This is a genomic window from Caballeronia sp. LZ003 (assembly GCF_031451465.1).
GTDB lineage: Bacteria > Pseudomonadota > Gammaproteobacteria > Burkholderiales > Burkholderiaceae > Caballeronia.
Genome location: NZ_JARUXJ010000002.1, coordinates 265,270 through 287,143, shown reverse-complemented (window position 1 = coordinate 287,143; position 21,874 = coordinate 265,270). Strand labels below are relative to the sequence as shown.

At 61.3% G+C, this 21,874-nt stretch carries 18 protein-coding genes; 9 read left to right on the top strand and 9 right to left on the bottom strand.

The genetic code is table 11. The features are described from left to right. Nucleotides 1-6: 6 nt before the first annotated feature. Nucleotides 7-969: a LysR family transcriptional regulator gene (locus tag QCE79_RS15935; RefSeq protein WP_244831457.1), complete on the bottom strand. Its 963-nt coding sequence runs from the start codon at nucleotides 967-969 to the stop codon at nucleotides 7-9. 162 nt (nucleotides 970-1,131) lie between these two features. On the opposite strand from QCE79_RS15935, the gene QCE79_RS15930 reads away from it, so the two are divergent. The 3 genes from QCE79_RS15930 (at nucleotide 1,132) to QCE79_RS15920 (ending at nucleotide 4,442) form a co-directional block, all read left to right on the top strand. After that, nucleotides 1,132-1,815, top strand: coding sequence for a DUF2848 domain-containing protein (locus QCE79_RS15930; protein ID WP_250469554.1), 684 nt, complete (start codon nucleotides 1,132-1,134; stop codon nucleotides 1,813-1,815). Between the two features lie 5 nt (nucleotides 1,816-1,820). Then, nucleotides 1,821-3,170 (top strand): amidase, encoded by a 1,350-nt coding sequence (locus QCE79_RS15925; protein ID WP_309845853.1) that lies wholly within the window; start codon nucleotides 1,821-1,823, stop codon nucleotides 3,168-3,170. 141 nt (nucleotides 3,171-3,311) lie between these two features. Then, the gene (locus tag QCE79_RS15920; protein ID WP_309846553.1) at nucleotides 3,312-4,442 is read left to right on the top strand and encodes a branched-chain amino acid ABC transporter substrate-binding protein; all 1,131 of its coding nucleotides are present in this window, start codon (nucleotides 3,312-3,314) and stop codon (nucleotides 4,440-4,442) included. Here QCE79_RS15920 and QCE79_RS15915 read toward each other — a convergent pair. The 3 genes from QCE79_RS15915 to QCE79_RS15905 form a co-directional block, all read right to left on the bottom strand. Continuing rightward, nucleotides 4,433-4,609, bottom strand: coding sequence for a hypothetical protein (locus QCE79_RS15915; RefSeq protein WP_309845850.1), 177 nt, complete (start codon nucleotides 4,607-4,609; stop codon nucleotides 4,433-4,435). The two genes, QCE79_RS15920 and QCE79_RS15915, sit on opposite strands and share 10 nt — an antisense overlap. Before the next feature lie 121 nt (nucleotides 4,610-4,730). After that, nucleotides 4,731-6,188, bottom strand: coding sequence for an amino acid permease (locus QCE79_RS15910; protein WP_244831453.1), 1,458 nt, complete (start codon nucleotides 6,186-6,188; stop codon nucleotides 4,731-4,733). A gap of 216 nt (nucleotides 6,189-6,404) precedes the next feature. Then, a complete protein-coding gene (locus tag QCE79_RS15905) occupies nucleotides 6,405-7,199 on the bottom strand; it encodes an ABC transporter substrate-binding protein (RefSeq protein WP_244831452.1) in 795 nt (264 codons plus the stop codon). A 324-nt stretch (nucleotides 7,200-7,523) separates the two neighbouring features. Between QCE79_RS15905 and QCE79_RS15900 the strand changes: the two genes are divergently transcribed. Continuing rightward, on the top strand, nucleotides 7,524-8,147 hold the full coding sequence (locus tag QCE79_RS15900) for an NAD(P)H-dependent oxidoreductase (RefSeq protein WP_309845843.1): 624 nt from the start codon (nucleotides 7,524-7,526) through the stop codon (nucleotides 8,145-8,147). 162 nt (nucleotides 8,148-8,309) lie between these two features. Here QCE79_RS15900 and QCE79_RS15895 read toward each other — a convergent pair whose 3' ends face one another. Next, nucleotides 8,310-9,815 carry an esterase-like activity of phytase family protein gene (locus tag QCE79_RS15895; RefSeq protein WP_309845840.1) on the bottom strand — a complete coding sequence of 502 codons (1,506 nt, stop codon included), beginning with the start codon at nucleotides 9,813-9,815 and terminating at the stop codon, nucleotides 8,310-8,312. A gap of 275 nt (nucleotides 9,816-10,090) precedes the next feature. Here QCE79_RS15895 and QCE79_RS15890 point away from each other — a divergent pair, with 275 nt between their 5' ends. After that, entirely contained in the window at nucleotides 10,091-11,383 is a 1,293-nt protein-coding gene (locus tag QCE79_RS15890; RefSeq protein ID WP_244831449.1) for a sugar efflux transporter, read from the top strand. Nucleotides 11,384-11,394: 11 nt separating this feature from the next. Here the strand turns inward: QCE79_RS15890 and QCE79_RS15885 are convergent, their stop codons facing one another. Continuing rightward, nucleotides 11,395-12,021: a dihydrofolate reductase family protein gene (locus QCE79_RS15885; RefSeq protein WP_309845838.1), complete on the bottom strand. Its 627-nt coding sequence runs from the start codon at nucleotides 12,019-12,021 to the stop codon at nucleotides 11,395-11,397. Between the two features lie 172 nt (nucleotides 12,022-12,193). Here QCE79_RS15885 and QCE79_RS15880 point away from each other — a divergent pair, with 172 nt between their 5' ends. Next, entirely contained in the window at nucleotides 12,194-12,640 is a 447-nt protein-coding gene (locus QCE79_RS15880) for an SRPBCC family protein (RefSeq protein WP_244831447.1), read from the top strand. Nucleotides 12,641-12,701: 61 nt separating this feature from the next. Next, complete coding sequence (locus QCE79_RS15875) at nucleotides 12,702-14,531, top strand: ABC transporter transmembrane domain-containing protein (RefSeq protein ID WP_309845834.1); 1,830 nt, start codon at nucleotides 12,702-12,704, stop codon at nucleotides 14,529-14,531. A gap of 232 nt (nucleotides 14,532-14,763) precedes the next feature. Here QCE79_RS15875 and dld read toward each other — a convergent pair whose 3' ends face one another. Further along, nucleotides 14,764-16,503: a D-lactate dehydrogenase gene (dld, locus tag QCE79_RS15870; RefSeq protein ID WP_309845830.1), complete on the bottom strand. Its 1,740-nt coding sequence runs from the start codon at nucleotides 16,501-16,503 to the stop codon at nucleotides 14,764-14,766. 880 nt (nucleotides 16,504-17,383) lie between these two features. Between dld and QCE79_RS15865 the strand changes: the two genes are divergently transcribed. Further along, nucleotides 17,384-19,060 (top strand): ABC-F family ATP-binding cassette domain-containing protein, encoded by a 1,677-nt coding sequence (locus QCE79_RS15865; RefSeq protein WP_244831443.1) that lies wholly within the window; start codon nucleotides 17,384-17,386, stop codon nucleotides 19,058-19,060. 2 nt (nucleotides 19,061-19,062) lie between these two features. Here QCE79_RS15865 and argC read toward each other — a convergent pair whose 3' ends face one another. Further along, entirely contained in the window at nucleotides 19,063-20,001 is a 939-nt protein-coding gene (argC, locus tag QCE79_RS15860) for an N-acetyl-gamma-glutamyl-phosphate reductase (protein WP_309845826.1), read from the bottom strand. A 123-nt stretch (nucleotides 20,002-20,124) separates the two neighbouring features. Here argC and QCE79_RS15855 point away from each other — a divergent pair, with 123 nt between their 5' ends. After that, on the top strand, nucleotides 20,125-21,009 hold the full coding sequence (locus QCE79_RS15855; protein ID WP_309845823.1) for a LysR family transcriptional regulator: 885 nt from the start codon (nucleotides 20,125-20,127) through the stop codon (nucleotides 21,007-21,009). A 50-nt stretch (nucleotides 21,010-21,059) separates the two neighbouring features. On the opposite strand, the gene QCE79_RS15850 is transcribed toward QCE79_RS15855, so the two are convergent. Beyond that, entirely contained in the window at nucleotides 21,060-21,233 is a 174-nt protein-coding gene (locus tag QCE79_RS15850; protein ID WP_244831949.1) for a Flp family type IVb pilin, read from the bottom strand. Between the last annotated feature and the right edge of the window lie 641 nt (nucleotides 21,234-21,874).

Sequence of the window (21,874 nt, the reverse complement as noted above, 5' to 3'; positions counted from 1 at the left end):
AAGTGTTCAGGGCGAGGTACGGGCAAAGCCGGCGGCAATATCGTCAGCGGTTTCCGGCACGAGCGCGAAGCGCGGTCCGTGCTTCAGGCTGTAATCCAGCATGATCGCGCGTGCAAGCCGGGCGATGGACTCGGGCAACAGGCTGTCCGCGCTGCGCCGATACGACACGACGAGCGGCAGGCCAGGCACGTGGTGCGCGACACGCAGCGTCTGCAATTGCCCGCTTTCGATTTCGCGCATCACGAAGGCGGCAGGCACGGCTGCAATGCCGAAGCCATCGACGACGAGCCGGCTGATCGCCGCAGCGGACGAAAGACAATTGATCTGCACCTGGTTCTCGCCGGCCGCCGCGAACAGATCGACGAGAAAGGCGTGCGGCTGCGAGTGCCGCGCGAAGCTCACGATCTGAAACGCGGCAAGCTCGCTCTCCGAGAGCGTCTCGTCGGACAAGCCCAGCGCCGGGCTCGCGACCCAGCACATGGGCAAGCTGCCAAGCAATGCGTTGCCGACATCGGCACCGTTGATCGGCGTGCTTAGCAACGCGGCATCCAAATGACCGTGCGCAACTTGAGCCGACAAATTCGCGGATGTGTCGCTCGTCAATTCGAGCGTGAGACGCGGGTACTCTTCGCGCACCCGCTTGAGCAATTCGGGCAGCCATGTATGCACGACCGATTCGATTGCGCCGAGCCGCAACATGCCCGCGATGTTGCGCCGGTCGCCCACGCTCTCGACCATCGCGCGGTTGATCTGCACGATCTGTTCGGCGAAGGCGAGCGCCTTGGTGCCGTCCTGAGTCAGCGTGACCTCACGCGGACCGCGCTCGAAGAGCTTCACGCCGAGTTCGAGTTCAAGCGCTGAAATGCGGCTCGAAATCGCGGCTTGCGTGGCGTGCATGCGCTCGGCGGTCAGCCGGAAGCTACGCAAGCGCGCGAGCCAGACGAAGGTCTCGAGAAAGCGGACGTTCATGGTGGATGCCAGGGCGAGTCGTATCGGACGGCCCAGTGTAGCGCCGCAATAAGCGTCGAACGACAAGAAATTCTCCGCACTTGCCTCAAGTTTTATTTGTTGGACACGGCACGCGCTCGACGCGAACACTGTGGGCGTCGTCATCCTTATCTCGAAGCTCACATGTCAGCCATTTCATTCGTCATCGAAGATGGACCGCGATTCGCGTTCAGTCCCGCACGGCTCATTATCGCCGGCTGGGCGGGGCGCGACAGCGCTGAAGTCGAGCACCATATCGCCGAACTTGCCGCGCTGGGCGTAAAGCGCCCGGCCACGACGCCATGCTTCTACGAAGTCGCGGCGTCGCTGCTGACCGTGGACGAACGGATCGATGTCGTCGGCGGCAATTCTTCGGGCGAGGTGGAGGCCGTGCTCGTGTCGGACGCGAGCCATGGTCTGCTGGTCGGCGTCGGCTCGGACCATACGGACCGCAAGGCAGAAAGCTACGACGTGGCCGTTTCCAAGCAGATGTGCGCGAAGCCGCTCGGCGCGACGCTCTGGCGCTACGACGATGTCGCTGCCCATTGGGACCAGTTGATTGCGCGAAGCTGGCGTATCGATCCGCATGGCGAGCGCGTGCTCTATCAGGAAGGCTCGCTTGCACGATTGCTGCCGCCGGCCATTCTGTTGACCGGGCTCGGGCACACGCGTTCGTTACCTTCCGGCACGGTGCTTTATTGCGGCACGCAAGCACTGCTCGGCGCACTGCTGCCCGCGTGGAGCTTCGAGATCGAACTGCACGATCCGGTCTTGCGGCGCACGCTGGTTCATCGTTATGGCGTGAATGCGCTCGCGCACGTGGAGTGACGGCCATGCCGACCATCAGCACCATTCAGCACGCGCTCGCAACGGGGCAAGCCACGGCGTCGAGTCTCGTCGACGCCTCGTTCGAAGCGATCCAGCGCGATACCCACGTAGACCCGAGCACCTATGTGAGCGTGGATCGCGAGTCGTCGCACGCGGCCGCCATGACGAGCGATGCCTTGCGTCTGCGCGACTACGTACCGTCGTCGCTCGCGGGCGTTCCCGTCTCCATCAAGGACCTGTTCGATGTGAAGGGCGAAGTCACCGCCGCCGGCTCGCGCGTGCTGCAAGGCGCTGAACCGGCCACGCGCGATAGCGTCGCGGTCTCGCGTCTGCGCGATGCGGGCGCGGTCTTCGTCGGCCGGACCAACATGAGCGAGTTCGCGTATTCGGGGCTCGGGTTGAATCCGCATCACGGCACGCCGCGCAATCCGCATGATGCGCGTCGGGTGGCGGGCGGATCGAGTTCGGGCGCGGCGGTCTCCGTTGCGCGCTTACACGTGGCGTGGGCGCTCGGCACGGATACGGGCGGCTCCTTGCGCATTCCGGCGGCATTCTGCGGCCTCACGGCGTTCAAGCCGACCGCGCGTCGCGTGCCGCTCGACGGCGTATTGCCGCTCGCAAGCGCGTTCGATTCGGTCGGCGCGATTGCGAACAGCGTCGATTGCTGCGCGGCGGCCGACGCCATTCTGTCCGCCGAGACGCCCGATACCACGGCGCGCCCGCTCGATATGCTGCGCTTGTGCGTGACCTATGCCGATGTCGTCGATGACGCGGAGGATGCCGTGCGCGCGGCGTTCGAACGCGCCCTCGATGAATTGCGGACGGCGGGCGCGACTATCGAGTCAATCGACTTTCCGGAGTTGCGCGACGTGCTCGAACATGCGCCTCAACCGGGCATCACGGCATCGCAGGCGTGGGCGTGGCATCGGCATCTCGTGACTCGGGAAGGGCATCGGTACGACCCGCGCGTGCTCGCGCGCCTGCGTCGGGGAGAGCGTTTTCTGGCGGCGGATTACATCGATCTAATGGCCGCGCGCGAGCGTTTCATTCGCGGCGCACGACGACGGCTCGCGCCCTTCGATGCATGGCTCATGCCGACCGTCGCCATCGTTGCACCGTTTCTGGAAGCGCTCGAACATGACGACGAACACTTCTTCGCGGTCAATGCGAAGACCCTGCGCAATCCAGGCATCGTCAATTTGCTCGATGGCTGCGCGCTCACATTGCCGTGTCATCGCGAGGGCGAATTGCCGGTGGGAATGTCGATCGTCGGTCCCGCATTCGCCGATGCCGCCGTTCTCGCAATCGGTCGCGGCGTCGAGGCGCGCTTCAGGCAAATGCGCTCGAACGCTTAACGAATTCTTATCGCGGGCGACAGGAATTACTCGTTGGACAACGTATATCGGCCACCGAATACTGCGTTCACCTTGTTGCTAACCCCTTGTTGCCAACCCGATATCCACGATCAAAGAGGTCCAACCATGAAACCACGCGCTATGTATCCGTTGTCCGCGACGCTTGCTGTCTGTGCATCGTTCGCTCCGCTTGCCGCGCATGCCGCCGATGCGGTCGTGCTGATCGGTCATGCCGCGCCGTTGACCGGCCAGCTCGCCAACATCGGCAAGGACAGCGAGAATGCGGCGCGCTTGGCTGTCGATGAAATCAACGCGCGGCATCTCGTCATCGGCGGCAAGAACCTAACGCTGCAACTCGATTCGCAAGACGACGCGGCCGACCCGCGCACCGGGACGCAGATCGCGCAGAAGCTGGTCGATGATGGCGTGGTCGCGGTAGTCGGCGACATCAACTCGGGCGTGTCGATTCCGGCATCGCGCATCTATAGCGAAGCGGGCGTCGTGCAGGTCACGCCCGCGTCCACCAATCCAGCTTATACGCAGCAGGGCTACAAGACGGCGTTTCGTCTCGTGGCGACGGATGCCATGCAAGGTCCCGCGCTTGCACGCTTTGCCACCAACACGCTGAAAGCACGGCGCGTGGCCGTGATCGACGACTCGACCGCTTACGGGCAAGGGCTTGCCGAACAATTCTCGAAGGCGGTGTCATCGGGCGGCGGCGCTATCGTGACGCACGAAGCGACCAGCGACAAAGCCACCGATTTTCGCGCGATCCTGACCAAGGTTAAAGGTTTGAAGCCGGACGTCATCATGTACGGCGGATCGGATGCAACGGCTGGTCCGCTCGTCAAGCAGGCGGCCAATCTGGGCATCAACGCGCGCGTACTGGCAGGCGATGGCGCATGCACGGACAAGATGAGTTCGCTTGCGGGCGATGCCATCGTCAATCTGGTCTGCTCCGAAGCGGGCTTGCCGCTTGCACGCATGCCGCGTGGGGCGGAATTCGAAAAGCGCTATGTGGAACGCTTCAAGACGCCGATCAACGCGTATGCGCCGTTCGCGTATGACTCGGTCTATGTGATCGTCGATGCAATGAAACGCGCGAACTCCACCGACCGCGCGAAGATTCTGGCCGCGATGCCCGCAACTCGCTATGACGGCGTGACGGGCAATATCGCCTTCGATCCGCATGGCGATCTGACCACTGCGGCGATCACCGTGTATCAGTTCAAGGACAACAAGAAGATCGTCGCGGACGTCATTCACAACTGACCGTCTGCATCACGCGGCCTTGGAAAAACTAACGTTTTCTCCGCGTCCGTCTTCCTGAAAACATCGACGCTATCCGTATGCGAAGCCGCGAACGCCCTGACGAGCATCAAGCCGACGACACCGAGTATGACCGCGACCGAGGACAACTCATATAAAGACACGCTCATGAGAAATGCTCCTGGGATGATTGACATCCCAGTCTAAGCCGGCCCGGTGTCGTCGCAAAACGAGCATATTTCACGTGCATGTGAGAAATATTGAGATAACGCGCGACGCGCCCTCAAGCGTTCATTGCCGTTCCGGGAAGCGCAGTTTCGAATGTTTCCGGCCATACGACACATAGATCACCATGCCGATGACGAGCCAAACCACGAGCCGAACCCACGTGACGAGCGGCAAACCGGACATTAGCAGGAGGCAAAAGAGGATGCCCAGAATCGGGACGATGGGCACGCCCGGAACCCTGAACGGGCGATTGGCGCCGGAATCGCTGCGCCGCAGATAGATCACCGCGCCGCACACGAGAATGAACGCGAACAAGGTGCCGATACTGACCATCTCGCCAAGCACGCTGATGGGCGTGAGCGCCGCGACGATCGCCACGATCGAACCAATGAGAATCTGGCTCAAATGCGGCGTCTTGAGCCGCGGATGCACCCGCGCAAAAAGCCCCGGAAGCAGGCCGTCGGTCGACATCGTGAAGAAGATGCGGCTTTGTCCGTAGAGCAGCACGAGAATCACCGTGGTCAAACCCGTCAGCGCGCCGATCTTGATGAGAATGGAGAACCAGTTCATGCCGATGGCATCCACGCCCTTCGCGATGGGATCGGGCACGTTGAGTTCGCCGTAAGGCACGAGCCCGGTGAGCACGCCCGCAACGAGGATGTACAGCACCGTGCAGATGACGAGCGATCCGAGAATGCCGATAGGCATGTCGCGCTGCGGTTTCTTCGCTTCTTGCGCGGCAGTGGAGACGGCATCGAAACCGATGAACGCGAAGAACACCACGGCGGAGCCGCGCAAGATGCCGCTCATGCCGAAGTTGCCGAATTCGCCCGTGTTCGGCGGAATGAACGGATGCCAGTTCGCCGGCTTCACGAAGAAGATGCCGAGCGCGATGAAGGCCACCACGACGACCAGCTTGACCGCCACCATGATGTTGTTGAGCCGTGCGGATTCCTTCGTACCGAGCACGAGCAGCGTGGTCAGCACGCCGATGATGAACACCGCCGGTAAATTGATGACGCCCGTCACGGTGCTTCCGTCGGCGAGCTTGATGACGGTGCCGGGTGCGGCCGCGAGCGCAGGTGGAATCGTGACGCCCACGTTATGCAAGAGGCTCACGATATAGCCCGACCAGCCGACCGCCACCGTCGCCGCACCCATCGCATATTCGAGGATCAGATCCCAGCCGATGATCCACGCGAAAATCTCGCCGAGCGTGGCATACGTGTAGGTATAACTACTGCCGCATACAGGCAGCATGGCCGCCAGTTCCGAATAGCACAGACCCACGAACGCGCATGCAATGCCACCCAAAACGAACGACAACATGATGCTCGGCCCCGCGAATTGCGCGGCGGCGGTGCCCGTCAGCACGAAGATGCCAGCGCCGATGATCGCGCCGATACCCATTGCCGTAATGCTCGTGGCGCCGAGGGTTTTCGATAGGTGACTGCCTTCCGCGTCCGCGCTTCCCACGATATCGGCGACGGATTTGCGCGCCATGTAACTCGTATCGGCCATGATGAGTCGTCCCGTTCAAATGATGTTGGGCACGGACCGACTCGACATGCTTCGGCTCGCGGAGGACTACAAACGCGCCTGCTGAGGAGTTGATGGGTTAATCGGTGGATAGGCGATGAATTCAGTGTAGACCGAAAATAATAAAGTCGACCAATGGATTTCCCGCGCCCGCCGCGCGCAAGGCCCGGCGTTCGCGGATTGCCACGAGCGATGGATTTACTTCGGAGAGACGTCGATATCGCCGAGATATTTCCTTGCCAGGGTCTTGACCGTGCCGTTCGCCTGCAGTTTGGCGATAGCCTTGTTCAGGCGCTCCTTCAACGCGCCGTCGTCCTTGCGCACACCGAACGCAATGCCGCTGCCGAGGATCGCGTCGTCGTTCACCGGGCCGCCCGCGAAGGCGTAGCCCGCGCCATCCGGTTTCGACAGGAAGCCGGATTGCCCGGCGGCGGAAAGCACCAGCGTGCCGTCGATACGGCCGGACTTGAGGTCCGTATAGATCTGGTTCTGGTCCTGATAGGTCGTGACGGTCACGCCGTTATTGGCCCACTTCGCCTTTGCGTAAGTCTCTTGAGTGGATCCCTGCAACACGCCGATGTTCTTGCCTTTGAGCGATTCGGGTGTCGGCATGAGGCCGATGCCCGCTTTCGCCACGAGTTGCGTCGGCACCTTGTAGATGATGTTGGTGAAGTCGATGATCTGTCGACGCTTCTCCGTGACGTTCATCGCCGAATTGATGACGTCGAATTTGCGCGCCTGCAACGCGGGGATGATTCCGTCGAACGAACTCTCGGTCCATTCGCATTTCATCTTGAGTTCGGCGCAGACCGCGTTGCCGATATCGACGTCGAGACCCTGCAGTTCGCCCGATGCCGACTTGAACTCGAACGGCGCATACTGCGCTTCCAGCCCGTAGTGAACCGTTCCGGCCGCCGATGCGGCGCCGGCACCGAGCGTCGCGGCGAGCAGGACAGCAGCCTTGAAAGAGGCGATCGACGTTACATTCCTCATTGCTTGATCTCTTAAAGGGGTTGAGGTTCGCTTCGCCGGATTAAAGCATAGGAAACGCATGGACAAACCGGCGCGGCAGCACTCGATTTAAGCAGGAAAACAATCTGGAAAAGTATTAATGCGGGTCGGGTTGCGGCTTGCCGGTAGGACGGCCTTCACGCTTACGTTCTGCATTTGCGCTACCCGATCCGGTCGATCGGACGGAAAACGCCCGTCTGAAACGGCATCGTTTTTGCTCCGCCGTTGGCTCTTAATCGTTGCCCGTGCGTCCCGACGCACAAGCCCAGGCGCGCGGCTCGTTCCAACTTACCTTCGCGAGGACTTATGCATCTTCTTCATGTGATTGGTTCGCCCCGTGCCGGGCGTTCCGCTTCGCAGCAAGTGGCCCGGGCGTTCACCGATGCGTGGAAGGAGCGCCACCCCGATGGAAGCGTCGATGAACTGAACGTATGGGAAACCGATCTGCCCACGTTCGATGGCCCGATACTCGAAGCAAAATACGCGGGCATCCAGGGCCGTGAGCTCGATGCCGCTCAGGCATCCGCATGGCGGACCGTGCACGCGCTCGCCGAACGGTTCACGAAGGCCGACGTGATCGTCTTCAGCGTGCCGATGTGGAATTTCGGCATTCCGTATCGCCTGAAGCATCTGATCGATGTCATCTCGCAGAAGGACGTGCTCTTTACTTTCGACGAAAACGGCTTGAACGGCCTGCTCGGTGGAAAGACGGTCGTGACCATCGCCGCGCGCGGTGTTCAGATTGGAGGGGACTTTCCGCCGGAGGAATACGATTTCCAGTCGGACTATCTGAAGATGTGGTCGCGCATGGTCGGCATTACCGATGTGCGCGTCGTCACCGTCGAGAAGACCCTGGCGGGTCCCGAGCAGGACCATGCATCGCGCAATGACGCAAGCGAGAAGGCACGGGAGCTTGCCTTGAGCCTGTGAGCGCTAAGACGCGGCGCTCGAATACGCGGCAGAAATGAGCCGAACGGCACGTTTGCGCGACACGAGCGAAAAAGCGTTTCACTTCAACGCGATACGTCTTTCGCGAGCGAGTTATCCACGATCTTGTCCACTGAAACTGTGGACAAGATCGTGCGACTTCGATCAGTCGCCGTGACCGTGGCCATGACCGTCGTGATCGTGCTCGTCGTGCTCGTGATCGTGACCGTCGTGATCGTCCCGGCATGCGCGATCGTCGCGGCCACCCGCTCCGGGCAAGCGCTGCGCCACATATCCCGGCAGATCCGCCGAATCCATGGCAAATACGAAGAACCGGTTCGGATTGTCGATCCCGTTCGGATGATTGGTATCCGTGACCGTTCCCACGAAGTCGTTGTCGTTAGCGATGAAGAGCGTGTGCCTGACCGCGCCCTTCACGCGGATATCCGGCCCGAACGCGAGGCTTTCGAGCTTGGCGGGAATGTCCGTCGGCGCGAAGCCATAGGCCGTCAAGGCCGCGACGACATCGAGGAAGAGCGTCTTGTTCAACGCGTAGGGCGCGAGGCCGCTCGCGCCGCTTGCCTGGCTCACGTCCTGCGCGCCGTTCAAATCGACGTGGTACACACGTTTGAACGCGGCCTTCGAATCGTCGCCGAGACCTTTGCCGTCGCGTTCGTCGAGCAGCAATTCATGCTCGTTCACGGCGACGATGTCGCTGATGGTGGGATAGTTCGGCTTCGCGTCCGTGCCGATGTTGGTCAACGGATATGCAAACTGCGTGGTCTTGCCGGTACGCACGTCGATGCGCAGGATTCGCGTGTACGGGCCGTTCGTGCCGCCGTCCTGAATCAGCGGGCTTTGCATCACGCCGAAGAGCGTATCGCCATCGGGTGAAATGGCGAGACCTTCCATGCCCTTGTTCGCCACGCGGCCCGAGGTGTTCTCGCTGATCTCATCGTTGCCGATGGACGATAGCGTCGTCACGGCGAACGAGGCCGGCACACGATACACGGCGATCCGCTCGCCCGTGCGACGATCGAAACGATAGATATACGGACCGTACTCATCGGAGATGGAGACGCTCGCGCCATCGCGCGCCACGCGAATGCTTTCCGGGTCCAGACGCGCATCGCGCGGATACGTGGACGGCTGCGTCGGCGTGAAGTTGTCCGAGCGCCCGGTGAAATAGTGCGTGTGATTGGTGGCGTTCAGCGCAGGCGCGCCATTGCCGACGCCGGCCGCCGCGCCATCGCCATAGACGAGCGGCTCATGGCTGTGCAGCAAGGTCGTGTCGAGCAGCTTCGGGCTCAGCGAATACGGCAGCTTGCTGCCCTTGCCGCCGGCTTCGAGACGCAGCGAGAAGGTCTGGAAGCGATTGATGTAGGACGCCGTATCGTCGATAGCCTTGTTATAGGAGATCGCGTTCGGGCCGCGGTCGGGCACGGCGAGGAAGGTATCGCATCCCGCATACGCGAGTCCCGAGCCGACGCCGCCGAGAAGGTTGCCCGGCGCGCCGTTTTCGAGCGGCGCGGCCGTCGCTTTCGAACGGTCGCCGATGTTGCCGCTCAACTGGCCGATCGCGACGAGATCGACGCTCGCCCACGCGGACGTGCAGGCGATGGACATCGCGGATACGGCAAGCGACAAGGCAAAGACACGGGCTCGAACCATGAACGTCTCCTTCGATGGAATGATCTGAATGGCGCGCGTCGTAAATGGAAACTCGTAACGCGCGCGAAAAGAGTGCGGATAGCTGGCGACCGGCGCGCAGCTTGCAACGACATAAAAACCCGCCGCGCATTATTACGATCGAAAGATGACGTTCGTGTGACTGTCGAGCAGGCGAGGCGAATGTTCGCGAAGGGTTCGGGATACGCTTGTCGCGCGAGCGGCGCATAATTCGCGGTGGCCTTTGTTTGTCGCGACACCGTTCGATCAGAGACGAAATGAATACTCGCTTTATCAGTCTTGCACGTATCCCGTTTTTCTTGCCGCTAGCCGGCGCCATTTTGATGCTCGGCGTTGCGCTCTCTTTCACCGCGCCGTACTTGTCGCTGTTCAGCGTCGAGCAGGCCGACATGACGCCGCTGCAACTCGGCGTCTTCATGACGGTCATCGCGGCAAGCGGCGTGGTCGCCAGCGCGTTGGCAGGCAAGTGGTCGGACAAGCATGGGCATCATCGAGAGTTGCTGCTTGGTGCGCTGATCGCATCGGCAATCGGCTTCTTGCTGATGTGCTTCCTGCGCAACTTCGTCTCGCTCGTCGTGGTCGGCATCGCGTTTCTCGGGGCCGGTGGCTCGGCCATGTCGCTGGTGTTCTCGTTCGCGCGCTCGGCATTGCCCGTCGATGACGCAGCGGAGCGTTCGTTCGCGCTCGCCACGCTGCGCACGGTGCTTTCCATGGCCTGGGTATTCGGGCCGTCCGTCGGCGCGCTCGTATTGGCAGGCGCGGGCTTCTACGGACTCTTTTTGTTTGCGGCGGCGTGCTTCGCGGCGTGCGGGGCCATAGTCTGGCGGATGCATGACTCCCCCAAGGGCGATCCGCACAGCGCCCCCGCGCATTACGCGGGCGATCCATCGTCATTGCTCGAAGTCACGACGCCTGAGACCGAGGAAGTGATCGCGCCGCATGAAGGCGCGCCGCACACGCGCGCCGAGATCTGGCGCGCGACCATTGCGCTCACGCTTATCGGACTCGCCGCGAGTGCCACGATGATCGTTCTGCCGCTCTACGTCGTGCATGGCATGCATGGCTCGCGTATCGACGTGTCCGTCATGCTCGGCCTCGGCGCGTTGCTCGAAATCCCGATGATGCTCGTACTCGGCGCACGTGGCTCGCGCCTTAACAAGCAGCGCTGGCTCGCCTCGTGCGCGGCCGTGCATGTGGTGTACTTCATCGCGGTCGCCGCTTCGCAAAGCGTTCAGTTCCTGATTCCGATGCAGGCGTTCAATGCGTTCGTGGTCTCGGTGACGTCGTGTCTCGGCATGACCTATATTCAGGACCTGATGCCGCGCACGCCAGGCGCCGCGACGGCGCTCTTCTTCAATGCGTCGCGCGTGGGTTCCATTCTCTCGGGCGTGCTGTCCGGCGTGCTCGTGGCCGCGCTTGGTTATCGCGGCACGTTCCTTATTTGCGGATGCCTGACACTCGGCGCGCTCGTGCTTTTCTCCAATCCACCGTTCAAGCTGATCGCATTGCGGATGATTGCGTGGGTGAGAGCGCGGCGGCAAGCGGCCTAGCGTCTGTCGTGTCATTCCGCTTTGTCGAACGATCCCGTGCGGACCTCGCCATCGCGCACATAGCGCGTGACCAGCACGCCGCCTGGCGTGCTCACCGATTGCGCCAGCGTGAACGCGGACGGCAGCGCGTCGTTGGCGAACAAACGCTTGCCGCGTCCCAGCAAGACGGGATAAGTCAGTAGACGAAGCTCGTCCACGAGGCCCGCCGCGAGCAACTGGCGCACCATGTCGCCGCTACCGAACGTCAACAGATCGGCGCCCTCCTGATGCAAGAGCGCGCGGGTTGCATCGGCGAGATCGCCTTCGAGCGCTTGGCTGTTGTGCCAGCCGAGCGATTCCACGCGATGCGTCGTTACGTGCTTGGGCACTTTGTCGAACAGGTCGGCCATCGCGCGATTGGGCGAATCGGCCGGAACGTGTGGCCAGTACGACGCGAAGATGTCGTAAGTGCAGCGGCCTAGCAGCAAGTCGAACGGCCGTGAGAGCAGATCCTGCAAGTTGTCGCCGATGGCTTTATCGGCAAAAGGCACGATCCAGCCGCCGAAGCGAAACCCGCCGCTGCGATCTTCTTCTGGGCCGCCAGGCGCCTGAATGACGCCATCCATGCTGATGAACGTGGAAACGATGAGCTTGCGCATGATGTCCTCTTGGTAGGCAGACGCGATCGGTCCGTATATAGACGACGAACGATTCGCGGATGAATCGACACGGCGCTCGTTCAGGGGTTATCCCTGATCCCGAAGCTGTCGAATTCAGCGACGATGCATCGTCGTAGCAGTGTGTCCAACTTCTCGAAGCGAGGCGAATTTCATGGCTACCGGAACCGTCAATCTTCACCGCGTCTTGCGCGCGCCGCCCGAACGCATCTACCGCGCATTCCTGGAACCCCATGCCATCGCAAGGTGGCTTCCGCCGTACGGGTTAATTTGTCAGGTCCATCACATGGATGCGCGGGAGGGCGGCACTCACAAGATGTCGTTTCACAACTTCCGCACGGGCCAGAGCCAGTCCTTCGGCGGCGAGTACCTCGAACTGAAACCGTTCGAAAAGATCCGCTACTCGGACCGTTTCGACGATGCCAACCTTCCCGGCGAAATGCGCGTCACCGTTTCGTTGCGGCAGGTGTCGTGCGGGACCGAAGTTACCATCGTGCAGGAAGGCATACCCGAGGTCATTCCGGCGGAGTTGTGCTATCTCGGCTGGCAAGAGTCGCTGCTGCAACTGGCGCACTTGGTCGAGCCCGAGATCTCCGGCTGAACTCGCGGAACTGGCGGGACTGGCACAATCGAGTGGATATCAGCTCCGCTCGGGAATTAACATGTCCGACCCTGTCAGGTCTTCGTCGTCTTCATCGTCTGCGCGTTCTTCCTCCGGTGTCGCACAGCTCTTCGCCTTGTCTCCGTTCCTGCGTCCGTATGCCGGACGCTGGGCGCTCGCTTTCCTTGCGCTGGTGACATCGGCGGGCGCGACGCTGGTGTTGCCGGTCGCGTTCAAATACCTCATCGATCGTGGCTTCGCCGAGGGCGACCGGACGCATATCGATCGATATTTTCTGGCGCTCCTGGTCGTCTCGCTGGTGCTGGCGGCCGCGACGGCGCTGCGCTTCTATCTCGTCTCCTCGCTGGGGGAGCGCGTAACGGCCGATTTGCGTCGAGCCGTGTACGACCACATGCTGCGGATGAGCCCGCAGTTCTTCGAAACCACACAGACTGGTGAAGTGCTGTCGCGACTCACCGCCGACACCACGCTGATTCAAACGGTGGTGGGTACGAGCCTGTCGCTCGGGCTGCGCAATTTCTTCCTTCTGACCGGCGGCGTGGCGATGCTCGCGGTCACGAGCCCGATGCTGTCCGCGTACATCATCGCGACGCTCGTCATCGTGGTCGCGCCTGTCGTGATCTTCGGGCGGCGCGTGCGGAAACTCTCGCGCGCGAGCCAGGACAAGATCGCGAACACGAGCGCGCTGGCAGGCGAGGTGCTCAACGCGATGCCGACCGTGCAGTCGTACACGCAAGAGCCTTTCGAGACGAAACGATATGCCGGCGCGGTGGAAGCCGCTTTCGAGACCGCGCTCACGCGCATTCGCGCTCGCGCCTGGTTGACGGCCGTGGTGATCGTGCTGGTGTTCAGCGCAATCGTCTTCGTGCTGTGGCTAGGCGCGCAGGCAGTGCTCGCCGGTCGCATGACGGCGGGCCAGTTGTCCCAGTTCATTCTCTACGCGGTGTTCACGGCAGGCGCCGTGGGCGCGGTCGCCGAGGTATGGGGCGATCTGCAACGCGCCGCCGGCGCCACCGAACGCTTGCTGCAATTGCTCGCCGCACGCTCGCCGGTCTTGGAGGCCGAGAGCACGGTCACGCTGCCCGCGCGAGGCGAGGGCATCCGCTTAGAGAATATCGGGTTCTCGTATCCGTCGCGGCCGGGTATTGCCGCGCTTTCGGGGCTTTCGCTGCAGGTTCGTCCGGGCGAGCATGTCGCGTTGGTTGGGCCATCCGGCGCGGGAAAATCCACGCTGTTTCAACTGCTGCTGCGTTTCTACGATCCTCAGTCAGGCCGAATTCTGATCAACGGCGTGCCGACGCGCGATGTGCCGCTCGTCGAATTGCGCAAGGAGATTGGCGTGGTGCTGCAGGAATCGGTGATCTTTTCTGGCAGCGTGATCGACAACATCCGCTACGGCTCGTCGGACGCCACGCTCGCGCAAGTGCAGCGCGCCGCCGACATGGCCGCCGCGGCCGGGTTTATCGAGGAACTGCCGGAAGGCTACGACACGTTTCTCGGCGAACGCGGCGTGCGATTGTCAGGCGGTCAGCGCCAGCGTATTGCGATTGCCCGCGCGATTCTGAAGAACCCGCCCATCCTGCTGCTCGATGAAGCCACCAGTGCCCTCGATGCCGCCAGCGAACGGCTCGTGCAAAAGGCGCTGGACAACGCGGCGCACAACCGCACGACGCTCGTCATTGCGCATCGGCTTGCGACGGTTCAGCAGGCCGATCGCATCGTCGTGATGGAACAGGGGCGTATTGTCGCGCAGGGTCGTCATGCGGAGCTGCTCTTGAGTTCGCCGCTTTATGCGCAGTTGGCTGCGTTGCAGTTCGGGGATCAGATGGGGGTTGCCGGGATTGCTCGCGGGCATGAGGCTTCGGCTTGAGCTTCGCATGACAGCCGTCGCTTGCTCAGCACACGCGTTGAGACGGCTCCCGCTACAGCGCTGCAACTTGGCGCATGACGGCATCGGACGGTCGATGTGGCAACCCGGTCGCTCTATCGGCCAAAGCATCGTGGCCAACGAAGCGTCCCGACGGCCGACGAACAAGCAGTCGTCGTTTGGCCGAGCGACGACATCGAAAAGATCATGCCGAACACGCCGGGTGCAATGACGCTTACTGCTCTCTTTGTAGCACCTCGTGATCCGACTCGCATGCGCACTCGTAGGCCGATGATCGTCCCCAATTGAAGAGCCGCGAGGTCTTGCCGATGCCTGGATTGAAAGCATTGGTCGGGTCCAGTTCTTCGTAGAACCGTGCAAGAGACGCTTTCGCTTCGTACAGGTGACCGACGTTGTGTTCGGCGGGATACTCGGCGCCCCGCGCGGCGAGCAGAGCGAGGATGTCGTCCTTGATCCGGTCGCAATCGACACCTTTCTTCACCAGGTATTCCTGGTGCAGAACGTGGCAGAAGAAGTGGCCGCAATACATCGTGAACTCGATGTCTTTCAAAATATGCGCTGGCAACCGTTCGAACCAGTCGGTCGTGTTCCGTGGAAGCGCAACGTCGAGCGCGACGATGTCCTCCACGGTTCGCGAATGGACTGCCCGATAGCGCACCATGGCGCCTCCAATCGCGAAGCGGTTGAGGAAAGCCGCCTTGCCTTCCTCGGGCGTGCATTCGAAATAGCCACCCTGTTGCGACGGAAAACGCGACTCGAGGTAGGTTCGCGCTTCGTGCACCCCGTCGTTGCCCATCTTCAGCAACAGATGATGCTCGAACCGGTCGCGATACTCGATGAGCCGGCGCGGCAGATGCTCGGGCAAAAGCCGGCTCGCCGCCTGCAACAGCCGATCGCTGATGCCGTTACCAAGACGCGCTTTCTCGGTGAACCCGTCGAACCTGCTCTTCGCCGCGAATGCATGCGGCACCTTATCCGTGCCGAACGCACGAATGTACATGTACATGTCCTTGCCGTAGCGACGGGCGATATCGAACGCTCCGCGGTGCATGTACTCACCGGCGATCGGTAGACTACGGAAGCCATTTAGTATGTCGCGGCGTATGGTTTCCAGCTCGGCGGCGTCGTTGCTGCCGATATAGAACACCTGGGTTTGTTCGTCCGCCGCAAAGGTGTCGAGCCGCAGAGCGAAAACCGCAAGGTGTCCGGCCGAGCCCGATGCTTCATAGAGACGGCGCGGGTCGGCATTGAAGCGCGCGGGCGTCGACGCATCGATGTCGCGCACATGGGTGCTGTACTCGTTGTCCGAAGCGAGCAGCCCTGCGGCTGCCGGAATATCGTCCGGCAATTCGCCCGCGTCCAGATGGCCGAGTATGACTTCGGCGGAGTCGCCCAGATCGATTCCCAGATGATTGACGAGGTTCAGCTCGCCGTCCGCCGTGACGCGCGCGTGGATCGACAATTGGGTGAATGCGGGTCCTCGGCGAATCAGCGAGCCGCCCGAATTGTTGCAGATGCCGCCCGTTACCGAAGCGCCGATGCAGCTTGAGCCGATCACCGAATGCGGTTCGCGGCCGAGCGGCTGCAGTCGCTTTTCAAGCTGATCGAGCGTCACGCCCGGCTGGCAGATGACCTGCTCGCCGTTTCGAATCACGTCCAGCCGCCGCAATCGCATGGTGTTGAGCACGACGACCGGGCGGTCGTAGCCGCCGTCCGCAGGCGTCGATCCGCCCGTCAACCCGGTGTTCGCCGCCTGACAGATGACGATAGTCCGTGCACGATGACAGGCCTGAAGCGCCCGCCACATTTCGACCAGCGTGCCGGGCTGAATGGCCGCCAACACCTGGCCGCTGCCATAGCGATAACCCTGCCGGAAGCGGCGCGTTTCAGTGGCGCCCGTGAAGACGAACTGGCTGCCGACGATGTCGCCAAGCGACTGAATGAGTTCATGCATGGTTGAGGACTTTGGCCCCTGGGGCGGTCATGACGAGTTTAAGAATCGAACGGTGAAACTTTACGCGATTCATCCGGAAATGACATGGCCGGACACGTCGAGATCGAAACCGGACGGCTCGCTTTACGTCGTTCCAGGGTTTTAACGAGTAGGTCGGACTATGCGATGTACTTTGGCATCGACGGTGGGCAGTTTTCGCATCTGAAAAATGCGGGCCGCTTGTCGCCGGTACACGACGAATCGAGGCAGCCATGCGGCGCACCATTTAATTGCGCCTCTCGAAACTTCAAGGCAAAAAAAACCCGCGAAAATCGCGGGTAATAGCACTGATGGGCCCTCTCGGCTCTCTACCAGTGAACCGCACCGAACGACGAGCCAGCATTTCCTGCTCTTCTCGATCAGTCGTTATCGGCCCTCGGGTTCAAACGAAGATTATCCAGATCAACTTGCGAGAAGGTCGCATTTAAACCACACGGTTTGGATATTTTAACTATATAGGTAGTATATTCCGACTGAGCCACTTTTCTTGGAGCGATTAGCCAGAGATCGCGAGTGATTTGCTTGAGCGTCAGTGTAGAAGTGGGTAATTCGTGGCGCTCAACCGTAAAAAAAAAGCCCATACGTGTTATTAACGAGTGCCCGCAATGCGAATTTCTTTTAAGGCATGATCCGAACGGACGTGTTGAATTACCCGCACGTCAGGCCATATTTTCAATGGCTTGCACCTTTGGAGTGAATGACAAGCGCTAACGGGGACATTTCGCGAAAATCGTGACATCGATTGAATATCGCGCGCGATCCGAGACTCGCATGTTCATAAAAAAGCAGGCTTGGCGCGCTCGGTCGGCTATCATGCCTATCCTCTTCGAAGTAGCTCTCTATGATTTCCGTCCGTAATGTCACGCTACGCCGTGGCGTCAATGTCGTACTCGACTCCGCGTCCGTCACCTTCACCCCCGGCGAAAAGATCGGCCTCGTAGGGCGCAATGGCGCCGGCAAGTCGTCCTTCTTCGGCCTTCTCAATGGCACGCTGCACGAGGACAGTGGCGAGTTTTCGATTCCCGCTGCCTGGAAGATGGGTCAGGTCGCGCAGGAGATGCCGGAGACCGAGCAGAGCGCGACCGACTTCGTAATTGAAGGCGACACTGTGTTGCTGGCCGCGCAGATCGAAGTCGCCGCCGCGGAGACCGACGACGATGGCATGCGCATGGCGCACGCCTACATGGCCCTTCACGACGCCGGTGCGCACGATGCCCCCGCGCGTGCCCAAGCGCTGATCCTGGGGCTCGGTTTCAGTGCTGCGCAACTTAGCCAGCCGGTCAATAGTTTCTCCGGCGGCTGGCGCATGCGGCTGCAACTGGCGCGCGCGCTCATGTGTCCGTCCGACTTGCTGTTGCTCGACGAACCGACCAATCACCTGGATCTCGACGCGCTGGTCTGGCTGGAGGCGTGGCTCAAGCGTTATCAGGGAACCTTGGTCGTGATCAGCCACGATCGCGAATTCCTCGATGCGGTCACGCAGGTAACGGTCCACGTCGATAACGCCAAGCTCGTGCGTTACGGCGGCAACTACAGCAAATTCGAAGACATGCGCGCCGAGCAGATGGCGTTGCAGCAGGCCTCGATGGCCAAGCAGGCGGACAAGATCGCCCACCTGCAGAAGTTCATCGACCGATTCAAGGCAACGGCTTCGAAGGCGAAGCAGGCGCAGAGCCGGGTCAAGGCGCTCGAACGCATGGAGAAGATCGCGCCCGTGCTCGCCGACGCAGAGTTCAACTTCGAGTTCAAGGAGCCACTCAACGTCCCAAACCCGTTGTTGTCGATGCTGGACGCGACCTTCGGCTACCCGGCGCCGAGCGATGCCGAGCCCGGCACGCCGCCGACGGTCATCGTGCGAGGCATCAACCGGTCGGTGCTGGCCGGACAGCGCATTGGTATTCTCGGTGCCAACGGCCAGGGTAAGTCCACGCTGGTGAAGACGGTGGCGCACGAACTTGCGCCAATTGCGGGCGAAATCAGCGAAGGCAAGGGCCTGAACATCGGCTACTTTGCGCAGCAAGAACTCGACGTGCTGCGTCCTCTCGACACGCCGCTGGAACACATGATCCGCCTTGCCAAGGACACGCCCGCGAACATGCGTGCGCCCGGCCAAAGTGGCACCGAACAATCGCTTCGCACGTTCCTAGGTACTTTCAACTTCAGTGGCGACATGGTGCATCAGGCAGTCGGCACGATGAGCGGCGGCGAAAAGGCGCGGCTCGTGCTGTGCATGATCGTATGGCAGCGTCCTAACCTGCTGCTGCTCGACGAGCCTACGAACCACCTCGACCTGGCCACACGCGAAGCGCTAGGCATGGCACTCAACGAATTCGAAGGCACGGTGATGCTGGTCAGTCACGACCGGTCCCTGCTGCGCGCGGTATGCGACGAGTTCTGGCTCGTGACCAAGGGCGGCGTCGAACCCTTCGACGGCGATCTGGACGATTACCAGCAGTTCCTGCGCGACGAAGCACGTCGCATGCGCGAGGCCGCTGGAGAGCAAAAGGTCATCGCCTGAGTTCACCCTTGGCATTGCCGCGTAAGCATCAGGTTCAGGTTCTGGACCGCAGCGCCGGATGCCCCTTTGCCAAGGTTGTCGAACACCGCGGACAGCAGAACCTGCCCGTGTTCCACGTTGGAAAATACGCTCAGGTGCATGTCGTTCGTACCGTTCAGCGCCTGAGGATCGAGATGCCGCAAAACGCTCGATTCATGCGGCGGCAAGACATGCACGTGGGCCGCGTCCGCATAGTGGCGCGCGAGGCAAGCGTGTAACGTGGCGCCATCCACGTCGGATGCGAGCAGCCGCAACTCCAACGGCACCGTCAACACAATGCCCTGGCGAAACGCAACATACGCAGGCACGAAAATCGGGCGCTGCGCGAGTCCGGCATGCGCCTGGATTTCCGGCGTGTGCTTGTGCGCGAGCTCTAGACCATATACCTGGAATAAAGGCGCGTTGACGGCATCTTTACCTTCGTGTTCCTCCACGCCGGCACGACCGCGTCCGGAATAGCCGGATACCGCATGAATGCTGACAGGATAGCCGCCGGGTATGAGTCCGGCCTGCAACAGCGGACGCAGCAAGCCAATTGCCCCTGTCGGATAGCAGCCGGGATTGGTGACGCGACGGGCACTTGCAATGCGATCGGCTTGTCCTGCCGTCATCTCCGGAAAGCCGTATGTCCAGCCCGGCTGTATGCGGTGGGCCGAACTCGCGTCGATGACTCTGACGGCAGGATTGACGATAGCGTCCACTGCCTCGCGTGCGGCGGCATCGGGCAAACAAAGAATTGCAATGTCGCAGGCGTTGATGGCTTCCGCGCGACGGCGTGCGTCTTTGCGTTCTTCGGCGGCAAGCGTGAACAGCGTGATGTCGGTCCGATCACGCAGCCGTTCGTGGATTTGCAATCCGGTGGTGCCTTGGTCGCCATCGATGAAAACAATGGGGGCGCTCATACGCGAGATACTCCGAGTGGTGGTAACGAGCAGAACGAGCGCCTATGTTCATCCAATCGTTAGAATAAGAAAATTCGAATTTCATGACTTGAACATTCAACTTTTCTGAATTTGGACGCCAACATGCGAGAGATCAGCCTTGACCGTTTGCGCACTCTCATCGCGGTTGCCGAGCGGGGCTCATTTGCCGATGCAGCGCGCGCTCTGCATCTGGCGCCTCCGACGGTCAGTTTGCATGTCGCTGAACTCGAAGACCGCATTGGGGCGCCGCTCTTGTCACGCAAGCGCGGGCAGGTCAGGCCATCGGCAATAGGAGAGCTGCTGGTGGAACGCGCGCGTCGGCTGCTGGCCGATGCGGAGCAGGCGTTGGACGATATCGAACGCCAGGTGCAGGGACTCGAAGGGCGGGTGCGGCTCGGTGCATCGACTGGCGTGATCGCGCACTTGTTGCCGCAAGCGCTCGACGTGTTGCGCCAGCACAATCCCGCAATCGATATTCAGCTTGCGGTGCTCACGTCGCATGAAACGCTGTCCCAATTGGCGGATGGGAGACTGGATGTCGGGCTGGTCGCGCTGCCTCAACTCCCCGTGGCCGGACTCGTGATAAAGCCTTGGCGCCGCGACCCGGTGATGGCGTTCGTGCCCGCGCATTGGCGTTGTCCCGCCCGTGTCACGCCTGATTGGCTGGCCGCTCGGCCTCTCATATTGAATGATGCGACTACGCGTCTCTCGCGTCTGACAGCGGAGTGGTTTGCGACGGCGGGTCATCATCCGACGCCGCGCATTCAGCTGAACTACAACGACGCGATCAAGAGTCTCGTGGCGGCAGGTTACGGCGCGGCGCTTCTGCCGCATGAGGCCACGACGCCATCGCACGACGGACGCGTCGTCATGCGTCCGCTGCGCCCGGCGTTGTGGCGTCGGCTAGGCATTGCACACCGTGTGGGGCACGTTGAGCGCACCACTCGACAGGTACTCGATGTCTTGTGGGATCTGCGACTAGCCTAGCGTTGCCGGGTCGAGGCTCACGAAACTCCCGAAGAGAACGCCGACCACGCTTAGTGGATCGTAGAGAGCTTGGTCGTGATGGCGGAAAAGGTGGTCGACAGTTGAGTGGCGACGCCGCTGACGGACGTCATGATGCCGAGCGCAAGTACGCCGGCGATCAGGCCATATTCAATCGCGGTAATGCCGCGCGTATCCTTGAGATAGCGCTTGAAGAAGTGCGTCATGATTTGATCCTCGGGTTCAACGTTGTGGTGTCTTTGCCCGGTGTACCGATTGGTCGTCTGCATCGGTAGTCGTCTCTCTCAGTTGACGAATCCGAAGGTTTTGAATGCGCAGAAGCTTCATCGTGTACCCGGGCCTACGGTTCAGGCTCTGGGTATGAAGCGTCGCTTGAGCGTACAGTGCCTGATGCGATGCTCCATGTATCCAATAACGGCTCCCGGCGATAGAACATGAATGAGCGAGAGGGGATTTGTTCCGTCGTGGCGTCGGGGGCGCACCTTTTTACCGAAACTGCGGTTGCGTAAGCTGGCTCGTAATCGATATGCGAGCCGCCGAACCATTCTTTTCGAAACGATACGGTCGTACTACGCACATTCCCTTATGCGCAAGGGCGATTGTGACGAAGCAGGGAAGTTCTCGATTCGGATTACTGGGTGGTTGCCGCCTCGGGAACGCAGACGGGGACTGGCTCTCGCGCCGAATGGGCCGTCATCTGCAGTGTGAATCGACAGCGTCCGGTATAACGCAAAGTCATACCGCTATCAAAAAGTCTCAGTACCCGGCCTGTAAAGTTTTCGCTAGATTCACTGCAAAGTCATAAGTGCCTATCCATGCCGGATAAACCGCTCCGGGCCAACCGCAG